Here is a 16,283-nt window from a genome sequence, read left to right on the forward strand (position 1 = left end):
TTGATATTGGCCATAGAAAGAGTCTGTTAACTGAACTCACACGTAACTGGCTATCAGTGTTATTTCAGTTTACGTTTCTATCGACTAAATCGCTACACCAAATTTCTCAACCTTAATTTTAATTATCTTTGAAATATGCTTTCCAAGAAGACAAAATACGGATTAAAGGCCCTTGCATATTTGGGAAACCAAAAAAATCGAAAACCCGTCCAGATTTCCGAAATAGCGGAGCATGAGAATATATCCCAAAAGTTTTTGGAAAGTATTCTCCTAAGCCTACGTAAATCTGGATTTTTGAGTTCCAAAAAAGGTAAGGGTGGTGGATATTACCTCTTGAAGGACCCAGACCAAATATATATGACCGATGTTATGCGGGTACTGGAAGGGCCTATTGCCATGGTACCTTGTGTAAGCCTTAATTTTTACGAAAGCTGTGACGATTGCCCGGACGAAAGGACATGCTCCGTCCACAAATTGATGCTCCAAGTTAGGGACAGTGCCTTGGCGGTATACCGAAACAATACCTTACAGGATATTCTTTGCAATCAACCCAAAGACGAGAAATAAGCTTGCCCATCTAAAACTCTTGTTGGAAATATCTCAATTTAACCCCTGTTTTGTTAATAATCTACTAATTCTATAGGGTAATTATAAATTTTAAGGATTTCATTGGTGATAGGTAAAAATTAAATTCTATTTTTGAAAACTCTACTAATTAAGTAGGGTAATAAAATTTACAATTTAAGATGATTGCAGATCAACTTGTTTTAGATAAGAAAACCACAAAAACGACCTACGCGGAGGATAAAAAATCCGAAAAGCCTATACGAAGTATTGCCAAGGCATTTAGCTGGCGTATCATAGGAACTCTGGACACACTTGTTATTTCGTACATTCTTACCGGTAAGATTTCAATTGCGGCATCCATAGCGTCAATAGATTTTGTCACGAAAATGATTCTCTATTTTTTTCATGAAAGGTTGTGGAACTTAATAAAATGGGGCAAATAAAAAAGGTATGGCATTATCAACATCTCAAATTCAACAATTGAACGCCCAATTCAAGGGTATACCACCAGAGGAAATAATCTCTTGGGCCGTGAAACACGGTAATACCCCGGTGGTTACTACCAATTTTCGGCCTTATGAAGTCGCTATTTTACATGCGGTATCCCAAGTAAGTCAGGACATTCCCGTGATTTGGTGTGATACGGGGTACAATACCCCAAAGACTTACAAACACGCGGAGGAGCTAATTGAAAGGTTACAATTGAACATCAAATTATATGTTCCCAGACAGACCTCTGCCCATAGGGATGCCATAATGGGAATTCCACAAATAGATGATCCACGACATGAGGAATTTACCAAGCAAGTGAAATTGGAACCTTTCGCCAGGGCCATGGCCGACTTTAAACCAGATGTTTGGTTTACGAACTTGCGCAAAGGTCAGACAGCTTTGCGTGATAGTTTGGATATATTAAGTTTGAGCAAGGACGGGGTGCTAAAAGTGAGTCCTTTCTATCATTATAATGACACCCAATTAGACACCTATTTAAGGAAGTTCGATCTTCCCAATGAACATAACTATTTTGATCCCACCAAGGTTTTGGCCAATAGGGAGTGCGGATTACATACATAAAGAATACCTATGGAAGTAAAAGAATTGGAAGTGCCAGTTGAAATCGGTGAGAATACCGCCCATATCAATGCCCTAGAAAATGAGGCCATTTATATTTTGAGGGAGGTAGCGGCACAATTTGAAAAACCGGTTTTATTGTTTTCGGGAGGAAAGGACTCGATTACTTTGGTAAGGTTGGCCCAAAAGGCCTTCTGGCCCGCTAAAATTCCTTTTCCCTTGATGCATATTGATACCGGACATAATTTTCCCGAGACCATAGAATTTAGAGATCGTTTGGTTAAGGAACTGGGATTGGAACTTATTGTTAGAAATGTCCAGGACTCCATTGACCAAGGAAAGGTCAAGGAAGAGTCTGGAAGATATTCCAGTAGAAACAGTTTGCAGACAACGACGCTGTTGGATGCTATTGAAGAGTTTAAGTTCGATGCTTGTATTGGAGGTGCCCGTAGGGATGAGGAAAAAGCAAGGGCCAAGGAAAGGATATTTTCTGTTCGTGACGATTTTGGACAATGGGACGAAAGAAACCAAAGACCGGAATTGTTCGATATGTTGAACGGTCAGATCGAGTTGGGTCAGAACGTACGCGTGTTCCCTATTTCCAATTGGACAGAGCTGGATGTTTGGTCCTATATAAAGGATGAAGGAATAGAGATTCCTTCCATCTATTTTGCACATAAGCGCAAGACCTTTCTTAGGGACGGTATGATATGGTCGGCCGAAGATGGAATTGTATTCAGGGACGAGGATGAGGTTGTGGAAGAACGGATGGTTCGTTTTAGAACGGTAGGTGATATGTCCTGTACGGCGGCCGTTCTTTCGGATGCCATTAGTATAGATAAGGTGGTAGCCGAAATTAGGGATTCTTCCATTTCAGAACGAGGTGCCCGTATAGACGACAAACGTTCCGAAGCGGCCATGGAAAAAAGAAAACAACAAGGATATTTTTAGAATTTTCTTTTGAAAATTCTGCCGTTGGCTATTAGCTATCGGATATAAATCAAATAATAATTAATGGCCAGCAGCTAAAACCTAATGGCTAACCGCATAAAAATGGAAGTACTAAAAATAGCAACGGCAGGTAGTGTGGATGATGGTAAAAGTACCTTGATTGGAAGGATACTTTACGATACCAAATCCTTGACTTCGGATAAACTCGAAGCCATAGAAAGGACCAGTAAGCAAAAAGGATACGATTATTTGGATTTTTCCTTGGCTACGGATGGTTTAGTGGCTGAAAGAGAACAGGGAATTACCATAGATGTAGCCCATATCTATTTTTCCACGGCTAAGAAAAGCTACATTATTGCCGATACCCCAGGACATGTTGAATATACCCGAAACATGGTAACGGGTGCCTCTACCTCTCAGGCGGCCATCATTTTGATTGATGCCCGCAAAGGGGTCATTGAGCAAACCAACAGGCATTTTTTCATCAATAATCTTCTACGTATAAAGGAAGTAGTGGTGGCCATCAATAAAATGGATCTGGTCGATTTTTCGGAGGAACGATACAATGAAATTAAGGCCGATTTTGAAAAACTGATGGAGAAACGGGATTATGCCGATCAAAAAATCACGTTTGTTCCGGTCAGTGCCCTTAAGGGTGATAATGTCGTAAATAAATCCGAAAATACATCTTGGTATAAGGGGGAAACTTTATTGGAGCATTTGGAAGCTTTGGATCTTGCAGCGGTTTCCAATGTGGGCACGCCTCGTTTTCCCGTGCAGTATGTTATCCGTCCAAAAACAGAGGAGCATCATGATTTTAGGGGCTTTGCAGGTAAGGTCTACGGAGGTGAGTTGAGTGTGGGTGATGAGGTAGTTGCCCTACCTTCACAGACAAGGTCTAAAATCAAGGACATTTATGTTTACGATAAAAAATATAAAACGGCTTCTAGAAGGTCATCTGTGACCATTACCTTGGAAGACGAAATTAATCTGAGCCGGGGTGATATGTTGGTCAAGGCCAATGACCTCCCAACCATAGAAAAGCAATTTACAGCTACCATTTCCTGGATGGATTCCAAGCCGTTGGCGGCAGGGAACAAATATGTGGTTCAGCATGGGGTCAATAAGGTATTGGCCAAGGTTGATCAGGTGCATCATAAAATTGCACCGGATTATTCCGGAGTGGATGCCGAAGCCCAGTCGTTGGGTATGAACGATATTGCGGAGGTGAGTTTTAGGTTAAACAAACCTATTTTTTACGATAAGTTCAAAAATCATAGGACCAATGGTTCCTTTATTCTTATCGATACACAATCAAATAATACGGTAGGAGCCGGGTTTATAAGTTAGTCGTAATCCTGAATTAAATGTTGAATATAATTTTAAATTAAAACATATTAATCCGATAGGATTTATATTATTATTAAAGCAGCAGGACAAGATCATATAAAAAATAGCAATGCAAAGTTTTAGAACAGAAATAGAAAATCCGATTGTTGAAAAGGACATCCTAGAGTTGGAACGAAAGATTCATGAGTTCCACGGCGGTAAGTTGGATGAGGAGAAATTTCGAAGTCTTCGTTTGGCCAGGGGAGTTTATGGACAGCGTCAACCAGGGGTTCAAATGATCAGGATTAAGTTGCCTTACGGAAAGGTAACATCTAAACAATTGCATCGTATTTGTGAGGTTTCGGACGAGTATTCCAGAGGTAGGCTCCATATTACGACCAGACAGGATATCCAAATTCATTATGTGGATTTGAACAGGACTCCTGAACTCTGGGCGGAGTTGGAAAAGGATGATATTACCCTCAGGGAAGCCTGTGGTAATACGGTACGCAATGTAACGGCCAGTGAAACCGCAGGCATCGATATAAACGAGCCTTTTGATGTATCGCCCTATGCCCACGCCCTTTTTCAATATTTTTTGAGAAATCCCGTGAGTCAGGAAATGGGACGAAAGTTTAAGGTTTCCTTTTCCGCTTCGGATGAAGATACCGGACTTTCCTACATGCATGACCTTGGTTTTATTGCCAAAATCAAAGAAGGTATTAAAGGTTTTAAAGTGATGCTTGGTGGGGGATTGGGGTCACAACCGAGGCATGCAGATGTTTTATATGAGTTTTTGCCTTCGGATAAAATAATTCCTCTGATGGAAGTAGTGGTCCGTGTTTTTGACCGCTTTGGAGAACGAAAAAGCAGGGCAAAAGCCAGAATGAAGTTCTTATTAAAAGATGTAGGCTTGGATGGTTTTAGAAAACTGATCGATGAAGAATGCAAGGCAATTCCCTTTAAAACCTATCCCATTGATGCCTTGGAATACCCTAAAATAAAAGTTTCCGAGCTCGAAGCTCCAAAAGTAGAAATTGACGATATCAAGGAATTTGAAAAATGGAAGTCTACCAACATCCTACCACAGAAACAAGATGGTTTTGTGGCGATAGGAATTAAGGTTCTTTTGGGAGACTTTTATACGGAAAAGGCCAGATTGTTAGCGGATTTGGTACAGAACTATGCTGCGGGTGAATTCCGGTTGACTTTGCGCCAAAATATATTGATTCCCTATGTAAGAGAGGATGCCATTCCATTTTTCTTCGCGGAACTAAAAAAACTAGGCTTTGCTGAAGCCGGTTATAATAAGGCCTTGGATATTACCGCCTGTCCCGGAACGGATACCTGCAATCTGGGTATTGCGAGTAGTACGGGAATAGCGGAGGAGTTGGAACGGGTAATAAAAGCAGAATATCCACAATATATTGAAAATCCAGATGTGGTCATTAAAATAAGCGGATGTATGAACGCCTGTGGACAGCACAATATGGCCAATATTGGTTTCCAGGGTATGTCCGTTAGAACTAAAGATAAATTGGTGGCCCCTGCCTTACAGGTATTATTGGGAGGTGGAAACGATGGAAATGGAAATGGACGGTTTGCGGATAAAGTAGTTAAGGTGCCTAGTAAGCGAGGACCTGAAGCCTTACGATTGATATTGGACGATTTTGATGCTAACGGCAATGGAAAATCCTTTCCCGATTATTATGCCGGAAAAGGACAAATGTATTTCTACGATTTCTTGACCCATTTATCCAATGTCGATGATCTAACTGCCGATGATTTTGTTGATTGGGGAAATACCGAAAGATATGAGAAAGCTATCGGTGTGGGAGAATGTGCCGGGGTAGTCATCGATTTGATTGCGACATTGCTTTTTGAAAGTAAGGAAAAGATTCAGAATGCCCAGGAGAAATTTGAGGAGGAAAAATGGGCGGCCAGTATTTATTATGCTTATTCCTCTATGGTTAATTCGGCCAAGGCCTTATTGACGTCAGAAAATACCAAAGTGAACACCCACGCCAGTATTATCAAGGATTTCGATGAGAAGTTTGTTGCCAATGGTAGAATCGAGGTTTCGGGTGGTTTTGAGAACATGGTTTTGCAAATCAACAAAAATGAGCCCACGAAAGAATTTGCGACTTCCTATTTGAAAAATGCAAGATTGTTTTTAGAAACCGTTGAAAAGTATAGGGAACGAGAATTAGCGCAAGTTTAAAATGCAGTTTAACAAACAACCCAATCAAAAAACAATCGCAGCGGCAGTAAACACTCCCTTCCAAACGGGGGGGAGGTTAACTGTTGTGGGAGCAGGACCAGGTGACCCTGAATTGATTACCGTAAAGGCAATAAATGCCCTTCAAAGCGCCGATGTAGTTTTGTATGATGCTCTTGTTAACGAAGAGCTTTTAAAATATGCCCCAAAGGCAGAAAGGATATTCGTTGGAAAAATAAAAGGTTGTTACACCTATCAACAGGACCAAATAAATGAGTTGATTGTTTCCAGAGCAAAATCCCACGGACACGTAGTCCGGTTAAAAGGGGGTGATCCCTTTGTTTTTGGACGAGGGGCCGAGGAAATGGAATTTGCAGCTTTCCACGGTCTGGAAACGGCAATGGTTCCCGGAATTTCGTCCAGTTTAAGTGTGCCGGCCTATCAAAATATCCCAGTTACTAAAAGAGGGGCTTCGGAGAGTTTTTGGGTCATTACGGGAACTACAAAACAGCATAAATTATCAGGAGACGTAGCCTTGGCAGCTAAAAGTAATGCTACGGTTGTCATTCTCATGGGAATGTCCAAGTTACCCGAAATTGTTTCTTTTTTTAAAAAGGAAGGGAAGGACGAAACAGCTATTGCCATTATCCAAAATGGTACTTGGAAGGAAGAGAAAATAGCGGTAGGGACTATTTCCAATATAGAAGACGAAGTAAAGAAGAATAGGTTGTCCAATCCTGCCATCATTATTATTGGTGAAGTGGTTGGACATCGGCAAAAGCTTATCGAAATAAAAAAACGATATGTAGATAGTAAAGAGTTAAAAGTTCTAAGTGAATAGATAAAAGATTTTTTTGCCTAAACAGCTAACTCCTAACCACTAAATCCTAATTAAGAAGTATGATAAAAACAGATATTGTAATCATAGGTGCAGGCCCAACAGGATTATTCACCGTATTTGAAGCAGGACTGCTAAAATTAAAATGCCATCTTATCGATGCATTGCCACAGCCTGGTGGTCAGTGCTCGGAGATTTATCCCAAAAAACCGATTTATGATATTCCAGCTTTTCCGGAAATATTGGCGGGTACATTAGTGGATAATCTTATGGAACAGATAAAGCCATTTGAAGCCGGATTTACCTTGGGAGAACGGGCGGAAACCTTGGACAAACAAGAAGATGGCTCCTATATAGTTACCACGAACAAAGGTACACAGCACCATGCACCCGTTGTGGTGATTGCAGGCGGTTTGGGCTCTTTCGAGCCAAGAAAGCCTCCCATTTCCAATATTGTGGATTTTGAGGATAAAGGCGTGGCCTATATGGTTAAGGACCCGGAGGTCTATCGTGGTAAAAAGGTGGTTATTGCCGGTGGAGGAGATTCTGCCCTAGACTGGGCCATTTTCTTGGCCGATGTCGCTTCGGAAGTATCCTTGGTTCACCGTAGAAATGAATTTCGAGGAGCCTTGGACTCTGTTGAGAGAGCATCGGAATTGGCCAAATTGGGTAAAATAAAATTATTCACGGAAGCCGAGGTTAAAAAATTATATGGCGATGAGAAGTTGGAAGCCGTTGTCATCAAACATAACGACACCGAAAAGGGTGAAACCTACCTAGAAGTGGATAATTTTATTCCGCTTTTTGGACTTTCACCGAAATTGGGTCCTATCGGAAATTGGGGATTGGAAATTGAGAAGAATGCTATAAAGGTGAACAATGCCAAGGACTATCAGACAAATATACCGGGAGTTTTTGCCATTGGAGATGTCAATACCTATGAGGGCAAGTTGAAATTGATTCTTTCCGGTTTTCATGAAGCGGCGGTAATGTGTCAGTATGCTTATCAAATCATCAATCCCGGCAAACGATATGTGATGAAATATACTACGGTTGGTGGGGTAGAAGGATTTGATGGCTCCAAAAAAGAGGCTAAAAAAGAAGTGGTACAAAGTATAGCATAGTAATTTTTGAAACGACTAAGGAACCCTTCAAGAATACTAATTGAAGGGTTTTTTGTTATGGAAAAGTCTTTACAAAAATGATTATTTGGTTTTGAACGGGTAGAGCCGTTACTTTGCCCCAGTTCTATTAAAAACTGTATTGTTATCAAGAAAGGTGGAGGGAATAGACCCATTGAAGCCTTGGCAACCCTTGGACTAGTCTGATTTGGTCAGTAGGTAAGTAGGTGCTACGTTCTATCCCGAATGCCATCGGGAAAGATAACCCCAAAAGGCCTAGCCCAAATTCCTATTCTTGATTCCTTACGTTACATTTAAATGATTTAAAATAGGAGGTTATAACGTCCAATATGAAACAGAAATGAGCAATATAAAAGAGGAAATTCAAAAAAGAATTTTGGTATTGGATGGTGCGATGGGCACTATGTTGCAGCAATACAAGTTTACAGAGACGGATTTTCGTGGTGAACGATTTAAGGATTGGCACATAGATGTTAAAGGAAATAACGATATGTTGGCCCTTACGCAGCCAGAAGCTTTGGCGGAGGTACATCGTAAATATCTAGAGGCTGGGGCGGATATCATTGAGACCAATACTTTTTCCAGCACCACCATAGCTATGGCAGATTATGAGATGGAGGATTTTGTCTATGATTTTAATTATGAATCGGCCGTCATCGCCAAAAAAGTTGCCGAAGAATACACATTGACAACACCAGAAAAACCACGCTTTGTAGCAGGTAGTATGGGACCAACGAATAAAACAGCCAGTATGTCCCCAGATGTAAATGATTCAGGTTACAGGGCCATTACTTTTGAGGAATTACGCATAGCGTATAAACAACAAGTAGAAGCCCTTTTGGATGGTGGTGTGGATGTTTTGTTGATAGAAACCATAACGGACACCTTAAATTGTAAGGCCGCTTTATTTGCAATAGAAGAAGTAAAGGAAGAACGAAATATAGACGTTCCAATCATGATAAGCGGGACCATTACGGATGCATCTGGCAGAACGTTAACGGGTCAAACCGCGGAGGCATTTCTTATTAGCGTATCCCATATTCCTTTGTTAACTGTAGGACTCAACTGTGCCTTGGGAGCTAAGGACTTAGTGCCCCATTTAGAGGTCCTTTCCAAGAAGAGTGAGTTCGGAATCTCGGCCCATCCCAATGCCGGACTGCCCAATGCTTTTGGGGAATACGACCAAAATCCGGAACAAATGGCGAGTCAAATTAAGGAGTATTTGGATAAAGGGTTGATTAATATTATTGGGGGTTGTTGTGGAACTACGCCCGCCCATATTAAAGCAATTGCTGATTTGGTTAAGGATTACAAGCCAAGGCCATTAATGGTAGAGCAGGTATAGATATGGAAAGCAAACAAAAAAAATACCTTAAACTAAGCGGTCTGGAACCTTTAGTGGTTACACCAGAAAGTAATTTTATTAACGTAGGAGAAAGGACCAACGTAGCTGGTTCCAAAAGATTTCTGCGACTGATAAAAGAGGAAAAATTTGAAGAAGCATTGGATGTTGCTAGGGAACAGGTAGAAGGAGGAGCCCAGATAATCGATATCAACATGGACGATGGACTGATCGATGGTAAAGCAGCCATGGTCAAGTTTTTGAATTTGGTCATTGCCGAACCAGATATTGCGCGTGTCCCCATCATGATCGATAGTTCCAAATGGGAGATTATCGAAGCAGGTCTGCAAGTGGTTCAAGGTAAATGTGTTGTTAATTCCATTAGTCTAAAAGAGGGCGAAGCGGAATTCATACATCACGCCAAATTGATAAAGCGATATGGGGCTGCGGTCATCGTTATGGCTTTTGATGAAGTTGGTCAGGCGGACAATTACGAAAGACGTATTGAAATCGCCCGACGTTCTTACGATATTCTGGTTAACCAAGTGGGCTTTCCTCCAGAGGACATCATTTTTGACCTGAATATATTTCCAGTAGCTACGGGGATGGACGAACACAAATTGAATGCGCTCGATTTCATAAAAGCTACGAAATGGGTTAGGGAAAACTTACCCTATTGCAGTGTTAGTGGTGGTGTAAGTAATGTTTCTTTTTCATTTCGTGGTAATAATCCAGTTCGGGAGGCCATGCATTCGGTGTTTTTGTATCATGCGATAAAGGCCGGAATGAACATGGGTATCGTAAACCCAACGATGTTGGAGGTATATGACGATATTCCCAAGGACCTTCTGGAGCACGTAGAGGACGTAATGTTAAACCGTCGAGAAGATGCAACGGAGCGGCTCCTGGAATTTTCGGAATCCATTGTAGGTAAGGCCAAGGAAAGCAAGGTGGATAATTCTTGGAGAGAGGAACCCTTGCAGGAACGAATTACAAGGGCATTGGTCAAAGGAATCGATCAGTATATTGAAGTGGATGTGGAAGAAGCCAGAAAGGCATCTGACAAACCTATTGAAGTCATTGAAGGACATTTGATGACCGGGATGAACGTGGTAGGGGATTTATTCGGGAGCGGTAAAATGTTCCTGCCCCAAGTAGTGAAATCGGCGCGGGTCATGAAAAAAGCCGTTGCCTATTTGTTGCCCTATATTGAAGAGGAGAAATTGGCCAATCCGCAGGAAGGGGACTCCGAAGGTAATGGAAAAATATTGATGGCGACCGTGAAGGGGGATGTCCACGATATTGGAAAAAATATTGTCAGTGTGGTGCTGGCGTGTAACAATTATGAGATTATTGATTTGGGGGTAATGGTACCTCCGGAAAAAATAATACAGGAAGCCATAAACCATAATGTGGATATCATAGGCCTGAGCGGATTGATCACCCCTTCCTTGGATGAAATGGTACATCTTGCGAAGGAGATGCAACGAAACAATTTTAATATCCCATTACTGATTGGAGGGGCAACGACGAGCAAGGCCCATACCGCGGTCAAAATTGATCCCCAATATACGGAGGCCGTGGTCCATGTAAACGATGCTTCCAGGGCCGTAACCGTCGTTGGCGATCTTCTACAGAAAGAAACTTCGGCGGCTTACAAAATCAGAATTAAGGAAGACTATGATGACTTTAGGGACAAATTTTTAAAGCGTTCCGTAAAGAAGGAATATAAAACCATAGTGCAGGCCCGTGAGAATAAGTTTCAAATCGACTGGGGCAACGCTAAAATAAAGGAACCTCATATGATGGGGATACAGGTGATAGAAAATCAAGAGCTGGATAAATTAGTCTCCTATATTGATTGGACCCCTTTCTTTAGAAGTTGGGAATTGCATGGGAAATATCCCGATATATTGACCGACGAAGTGGTTGGGGAACAAGCAAGAGATTTATTTTCTGATGCGCAAAAAATGCTCAAGGATATATTAGACAAGAAACAGCTAAAAGCAAAAGCTGTATTTGGATTGTTTCCGGCAAATACCGTAAATGCTGATGATATCGAGGTCAGGAATCCTGATGATGGAAATACCTATGAGTTTAGGACACTAAGACAACAGTTACAGCGCAGGGAAGGCGTTGCAGATTATGCCCTGGCCGATTTTATTGCACCAAAGGAAAGCGGTGTCCAGGATTATATTGGGACTTTCTGTGTTTCCACAGGTTTTGGTACCGCTGAATTGGCTGCGGAATTTGAAAAGAATTTGGATGATTACAGTTCAATTATGGTCAAGGCATTGGCGGACCGTTTGGCCGAGGCCTTTGCGGAATATTTGCATAAGGAGGTGAGAATCAACTATTGGGGCTATGCCAAGGATGAAAATTTAAGTAATGAGGAATTGATCAAGGAATCGTACAAAGGAATACGCCCGGCCCCGGGATACCCAGCATGTCCTGATCATTTGGAAAAACTGACCATTTGGGAATTACTTCAAGTAGAGGAAAGAATAGGGGTAAAGCTAACGGACAGTCTGGCCATGTGGCCGGCAGCATCGGTTTCAGGGTATTATTTTGCCAATGCGGAAGCGAAATATTTTGGACTGGGAAAAATTAAGGAAGACCAAGTAGCAGATTTTGCCCAAAGAAAAGGAATCAGTTTGGAAAAGGCCAAAAAATGGCTCGCGCCAAATATTGCCGATGATTGATATGCGTTAGGGATTGAAGCGGCATCTTTTATAAATTGTAGATTTATAAATATATAGCTGAAAGCCCGCCCGAACGCCCAAAAAATGAAAGGCCACCTAGCCCCCAGAGAGGGAATAAAAGTATCGGTCATATTAATTGTGGAAGGTTGAAATTTTAAAATAATAAATAGAGTCCCCGATTAAGCTCCCTCTCCTTGGGAGAGGGCGGGGGAGAGGCCCATGAAAGTAACGGAACATATAAAACAAGCCAAGGGTAAAACCTTGTTCTCATTCGAGCTGATACCGCCCGTGAAGGGCAAAAGCATTCAGGAACTGTATGATAATATAGATCCGCTGATGGAGTTCAAACCGCCATTTATCGATGTGACCACCTCCAGGGAGGAATATGTATATATAGACAAAGGCGGACTTTTGGAGAAAAAGGTGACCCGAATGCGGCCCGGTACGGTGGGGATTTGTTCCTCCATCCAGCACAAATATCATGTGGATACGGTTCCGCATCTGTTGTGCGGCGGTTTTACCAAGGAGGAAACGGAATATGTGTTGGTGGATTGTCATTATCTGGGTATTGATAATGTAATGGCGCTCCGGGGGGATTCCATGAAAGAGGAACGATATTTTGTGCCTACGGAAGGGGGCCATTGCTATGCCAAGGAATTGGTTTCCCAAATACGGAATCTGAGTCGTGGGGAATATTTGCATGAAACCATTGACTCTGATGATAATGCTGATTTCTGTATAGGCGTGGCCGGATATCCCGAAAAGCATTTGGAAGCTCCTTCTTTGCAAACCGATTTAAAACGATTAAAGGAAAAAGTGGATGCCGGGGCGGACTATGTGGTGACGCAGATGTTCTTCGACAATCAAAAATTCTTTGAATTTGTGGAAGCTGCCAAAAATTTAGGTATTACCGTGCCCATTATTCCGGGAATCAAGCCCATTGCGGTAAAAAGACATCTGCAATTGTTGCCGCAGGTGTTTCGGATCGATATTCCCCAGGATTTAATTGATGCGGTGGAAGCTTGTCAGAACAACAAAGATGTACGACAAGTGGGTATAGAATGGGCCATTCAACAATCGAAGGAATTGAAGTCGGCCGGTGTACCCGTTTTGCACTATTATTCCATGGGAAAATCGGATAATATCAAGGCCATTGCCCGGGAGGTTTTTTAGTTTGGCCTAGCGCTGGGCGCTTTACGCTAAACGGTGAATACCAAACGTAATGTGTAGAAAATGTTTTATTAGTAACAGCCAACAAAAAAAAGCTACTGACCGTTTAGCGCTTACCGCTCAATAATCAATAATTGATCGTATTGAAACCTATATCCAACCCCAAGTAACGAACAACGATTAACGAACAACCAAAAAAAACTATCCCCCAACTTCACTACCTTTGCCATTCATGAATTGGAAATGTTTTTTGTTTTTATCCCTTTTGGGAACTTTATGTTTTTCCCAAGATGCGGAGGTCAAAAAGCATACCTTGGACCTAAGTCAGTTCTATGGCTCGGTTATGCTTCATAACACCGACATTTCCCATTTAATTACCAATCACCCTGGGGGATTTATCTTAGGTTATAACCGAAAAACATACGGTTCCAAAGAATGGGAGGAACTCTATAATTATCCGGATTATGGGGCTTCCTTCATATATCAGGACATGAACAATCCAACCTTGGGACAGAACTACGGGCTATACGCGCATTACAATTTCTATTTCTTAAAAAGGAACATCCAATTTAGGATCGGGCAAGGGATTGCGTATACCACCAAACCGTACGACAGGGAGGAAAACTTTAGGAACAACGCATATGGGTCGGATTTTCTGAGTTCCACCTTCTTGATGCTCAATTATCACAAGGAGAATATTATTTCTGGATTGGGTTTGAAGACTGGGGTTTCTGTCATCCATTATTCCAATGGAAATTTTAGGGCACCCAATACGTCCACCAATACCTTTGCGCTCAATTTGGGGCTGACCTATGATTTGGACGGTGGTGAGGAATTGGCCTATATAAGGACTCCCGACCGTGAAAAAGTGACGGAACCGGTCCGTTATAATCTGATATTGCGCGGGGGACTCAACGAAAGCGATGTAATAGGTTCCGGACAATATGGGTTTTTTATTTTTTCTGGATATGCCGATAAAAGATTGGGAAGGAAAAGTGCCATTCAGGTAGGGGCCGATGTGTTTTTTTCGAATTTTTTGAAGGAACTGATTCGGTTTCAGGCCACGTCATTTCCCGAAATGGATGTCCAGCCCGATGATGATTACAAACGAATTGGCGTTTTCTTGGGTCATGAACTGTTCATCAATAAAGTGTCTGTTATCACGCAGCTGGGCTATTATGTGTATTATCCCTTTGATTTTGAAGGACGTGTGTATAATAGAGTTGGTTTAAAACGCTATTTTGGAAAGCAATGGTTTGGTGCCATTACATTGAAATCGCATGGTGCCGCTGCCGAAGCCGTCGAATTTGGAATGGGAATACGATTATAGAAAATGTTTAGGAACAAAAATTATCAAAAAAATAAATGTAAGCAATGGTTGCATCATTGCTTTGTGATATTTTCATTATTTGTTTAGTGCCTACGTCTTGTAGTAACGAAAATGCACCCGATTGCTTACAAACTTCAGGTGAAATCATACGCGAGGAAGTTGAAGTGCCTGAATTCGATAAGATAACCGTTTTTGAAAAAATTGCCTTGGTTTTGAAACAAGGAGATTCCCAGAAGGTGGAGGTAGCGACAGGGGAGAATTTGTGGGAAGAATTATCTGTTGCGGTTGAGGGTGACCGACTCATACTTAGAAATGAAAATGGGTGTAATTTTTTTAGGGAGTACGGGCTAACCACCGTATATGTAACTTCGCCCAATATCAGTGAAATCAGAAGTAGCACGGGATTGGCCATAACGAGCGATGGTGTGCTCTCCTATCCAAGCCTTACGTTGCTTTCTGAAAGTTTTTTGGTTCCTGAAGCGGAAACTACGGACGGCGAATTCTACCTAGACCTAAATACGGGAGACCTCAGCATTGTCGTAAACGGGATAGCCTATTTTAAATTAAGGGGAAACACCCAAAATTTGAATGTGAACATAGCTGCAGGGGATTCCAGGGTGGAAGCGCAAGCATTGGTCTCCCAAAACGTTTCCATAAATCATAGGGGAAGTAATGATATCTTGGTCAATCCGCAGGAATCCATTTCCGGGGTCATAAGAGGGTACGGGGATGTTATTTCCTATAACCGACCTAACACTGTGGACGTATCTGTAATCTTCAACGGAAAGTTGGTCTTTAGGGACTAGTTTTGGAACCCGTTTCCAACCGATGTACGCTATCTGCATATTAAAAACATGTTAAAGGATACACGACTTATTCTTGTTCAATATTTCTTATTTATCTTTAAACAAAAAAATACTATGATTTCATCAAAAATATTTCAGTTTGTAACTTTTGTGACGCTCATGTTCGCCCTGCAAAATTCCGTTGCCCAAGAGATAACCGTTTTTCAAGGAATGTGGGGAGATCAGTTTTATCAGGACAAGGATAAAATGACTTGGAAGGAATTTGGTATGGCCATGGATTCAAATCCCGCTTCAGAAGTATATTGGTCCAAGGCCAAAAAGCAATTCGGCGTTACCTTCGCGGCAGCGACCGCCAACCTAGGTTTTGGGATTTGGTACTTGGTCAATGAGAACAATGACAATGACACCACAGCGCCAATAATTGGCTTTGCAGGTACGGCGGTCGTGGGATCCATCTTCTATTGCCTTGCCAATAAGAATAAGAAAGATGCCATATTGGAATTCAACGACAGTCTGGGAAAAACGACTTATAGGTTGGTGCCCTCGGATAGAGGCGTTGGGTTGGCGTTGAAGTTTTAGGCATCACTTTTTCAATGTTTTATCTAATTTTTTAAAAAAGTCTGGGGACTTCACTTGGAGATTTGAATATAATTATTACTTTAGCCCCGGTTTTAAAGATTATGACAAAGCAATATTTCTGGAATGGTTTTTATTTTTACTTCTTTTTTAAGAGAAGTACGGGACTGTTGTAGTATGTTGCAAACAAAATAATACGAAAGGTCCCGTGAAAAACGGGACTTTTTTTTTAGAAAAAAGT

14 protein-coding genes and 1 riboswitch are annotated in these 16,283 nt (G+C 41.6%); all 14 genes read left to right on the forward strand.

The genetic code is table 11. From position 1 onward, the window contains the following. Positions 1–135 precede the first annotated feature (135 nt). The 14 genes from FEK29_RS15225 (at position 136) to FEK29_RS15290 (ending at position 16,045) form a co-directional block, all read left to right on the forward strand. Positions 136–567 carry an RrF2 family transcriptional regulator gene (locus FEK29_RS15225; protein ID WP_138259298.1) on the forward strand — a complete coding sequence of 144 codons (432 nt, stop codon included), beginning with the start codon at positions 136–138 and terminating at the stop codon, positions 565–567. A gap of 179 nt (positions 568–746) precedes the next feature. Then, on the forward strand, positions 747–1,010 hold the full coding sequence (locus FEK29_RS15230; protein WP_094997718.1) for a DUF2061 domain-containing protein: 264 nt from the start codon (positions 747–749) through the stop codon (positions 1,008–1,010). Between the two features lie 7 nt (positions 1,011–1,017). Then, positions 1,018–1,641 carry a phosphoadenosine phosphosulfate reductase domain-containing protein gene (locus tag FEK29_RS15235; RefSeq protein ID WP_138259299.1) on the forward strand — a complete coding sequence of 208 codons (624 nt, stop codon included), beginning with the start codon at positions 1,018–1,020 and terminating at the stop codon, positions 1,639–1,641. Positions 1,642–1,650: 9 nt separating this feature from the next. After that, positions 1,651–2,589, forward strand: coding sequence for a sulfate adenylyltransferase subunit CysD (cysD, locus tag FEK29_RS15240; RefSeq protein ID WP_138259300.1), 939 nt, complete (start codon positions 1,651–1,653; stop codon positions 2,587–2,589). A gap of 102 nt (positions 2,590–2,691) precedes the next feature. Next, positions 2,692–3,939: a sulfate adenylyltransferase subunit 1 gene (locus FEK29_RS15245; RefSeq protein ID WP_138259301.1), complete on the forward strand. Its 1,248-nt coding sequence runs from the start codon at positions 2,692–2,694 to the stop codon at positions 3,937–3,939. Between the two features lie 109 nt (positions 3,940–4,048). Then, positions 4,049–6,139, forward strand: a complete 2,091-nt coding sequence (locus FEK29_RS15250) for a HEPN domain-containing protein (RefSeq protein ID WP_138259302.1) — start codon at positions 4,049–4,051, stop codon at positions 6,137–6,139. A gap of 1 nt (position 6,140) precedes the next feature. After that, complete coding sequence (cobA, locus tag FEK29_RS15255; RefSeq protein WP_138259303.1) at positions 6,141–6,977, forward strand: uroporphyrinogen-III C-methyltransferase; 837 nt, start codon at positions 6,141–6,143, stop codon at positions 6,975–6,977. A 59-nt stretch (positions 6,978–7,036) separates the two neighbouring features. Then, positions 7,037–8,098 carry an NAD(P)/FAD-dependent oxidoreductase gene (locus FEK29_RS15260; protein ID WP_138259304.1) on the forward strand — a complete coding sequence of 354 codons (1,062 nt, stop codon included), beginning with the start codon at positions 7,037–7,039 and terminating at the stop codon, positions 8,096–8,098. Positions 8,099–8,237: 139 nt separating this feature from the next. Next, positions 8,238–8,363: riboswitch (SAM riboswitch) on the forward strand. A gap of 93 nt (positions 8,364–8,456) precedes the next feature. Beyond that, positions 8,457–9,461, forward strand: a complete 1,005-nt coding sequence (locus FEK29_RS15265) for a homocysteine S-methyltransferase family protein (protein ID WP_138259305.1) — start codon at positions 8,457–8,459, stop codon at positions 9,459–9,461. Positions 9,462–9,463: 2 nt separating this feature from the next. Next, positions 9,464–12,160 carry a methionine synthase gene (gene metH / locus FEK29_RS15270; RefSeq protein ID WP_138259306.1) on the forward strand — a complete coding sequence of 899 codons (2,697 nt, stop codon included), beginning with the start codon at positions 9,464–9,466 and terminating at the stop codon, positions 12,158–12,160. A 219-nt stretch (positions 12,161–12,379) separates the two neighbouring features. Beyond that, the gene (metF, locus tag FEK29_RS15275; RefSeq protein ID WP_138259307.1) at positions 12,380–13,333 is read left to right on the forward strand and encodes a methylenetetrahydrofolate reductase [NAD(P)H]; all 954 of its coding nucleotides are present in this window, start codon (positions 12,380–12,382) and stop codon (positions 13,331–13,333) included. A gap of 229 nt (positions 13,334–13,562) precedes the next feature. After that, the gene (locus tag FEK29_RS15280) at positions 13,563–14,660 is read left to right on the forward strand and encodes an acyloxyacyl hydrolase (RefSeq protein ID WP_138259308.1); all 1,098 of its coding nucleotides are present in this window, start codon (positions 13,563–13,565) and stop codon (positions 14,658–14,660) included. 44 nt (positions 14,661–14,704) lie between these two features. Beyond that, on the forward strand, positions 14,705–15,466 hold the full coding sequence (locus tag FEK29_RS15285) for a head GIN domain-containing protein (protein WP_138259309.1): 762 nt from the start codon (positions 14,705–14,707) through the stop codon (positions 15,464–15,466). A 114-nt stretch (positions 15,467–15,580) separates the two neighbouring features. Next, on the forward strand, positions 15,581–16,045 hold the full coding sequence (locus tag FEK29_RS15290; protein ID WP_138259310.1) for a hypothetical protein: 465 nt from the start codon (positions 15,581–15,583) through the stop codon (positions 16,043–16,045). Positions 16,046–16,283 lie beyond the last annotated feature (238 nt).

The sequence above is a fragment of the Maribacter aurantiacus genome (genome assembly GCF_005780245.1).
In the GTDB taxonomy this organism is placed as follows: Bacteria; Bacteroidota; Bacteroidia; order Flavobacteriales; family Flavobacteriaceae; genus Maribacter; species Maribacter flavus.

Coding starts and splice junctions, on each gene's coding strand:
- FEK29_RS15225 (WP_138259298.1), top strand. CDS start 136: ATGCTTTCCAAGAAGACAAAATACGGATTAAAGGCCCTTGCATATTTG.
- FEK29_RS15230 (WP_094997718.1), top strand. CDS start 747: ATGATTGCAGATCAACTTGTTTTAGATAAGAAAACCACAAAAACGACC.
- FEK29_RS15235 (WP_138259299.1), top strand. CDS start 1,018: ATGGCATTATCAACATCTCAAATTCAACAATTGAACGCCCAATTCAAG.
- cysD (WP_138259300.1), top strand. CDS start 1,651: ATGGAAGTAAAAGAATTGGAAGTGCCAGTTGAAATCGGTGAGAATACC.
- FEK29_RS15245 (WP_138259301.1), top strand. CDS start 2,692: ATGGAAGTACTAAAAATAGCAACGGCAGGTAGTGTGGATGATGGTAAA.
- FEK29_RS15250 (WP_138259302.1), top strand. CDS start 4,049: ATGCAAAGTTTTAGAACAGAAATAGAAAATCCGATTGTTGAAAAGGAC.
- cobA (WP_138259303.1), top strand. CDS start 6,141: ATGCAGTTTAACAAACAACCCAATCAAAAAACAATCGCAGCGGCAGTA.
- FEK29_RS15260 (WP_138259304.1), top strand. CDS start 7,037: ATGATAAAAACAGATATTGTAATCATAGGTGCAGGCCCAACAGGATTA.
- FEK29_RS15265 (WP_138259305.1), top strand. CDS start 8,457: ATGAGCAATATAAAAGAGGAAATTCAAAAAAGAATTTTGGTATTGGAT.
- metH (WP_138259306.1), top strand. CDS start 9,464: ATGGAAAGCAAACAAAAAAAATACCTTAAACTAAGCGGTCTGGAACCT.
- metF (WP_138259307.1), top strand. CDS start 12,380: ATGAAAGTAACGGAACATATAAAACAAGCCAAGGGTAAAACCTTGTTC.
- FEK29_RS15280 (WP_138259308.1), top strand. CDS start 13,563: ATGAATTGGAAATGTTTTTTGTTTTTATCCCTTTTGGGAACTTTATGT.
- FEK29_RS15285 (WP_138259309.1), top strand. CDS start 14,705: ATGGTTGCATCATTGCTTTGTGATATTTTCATTATTTGTTTAGTGCCT.
- FEK29_RS15290 (WP_138259310.1), top strand. CDS start 15,581: ATGATTTCATCAAAAATATTTCAGTTTGTAACTTTTGTGACGCTCATG.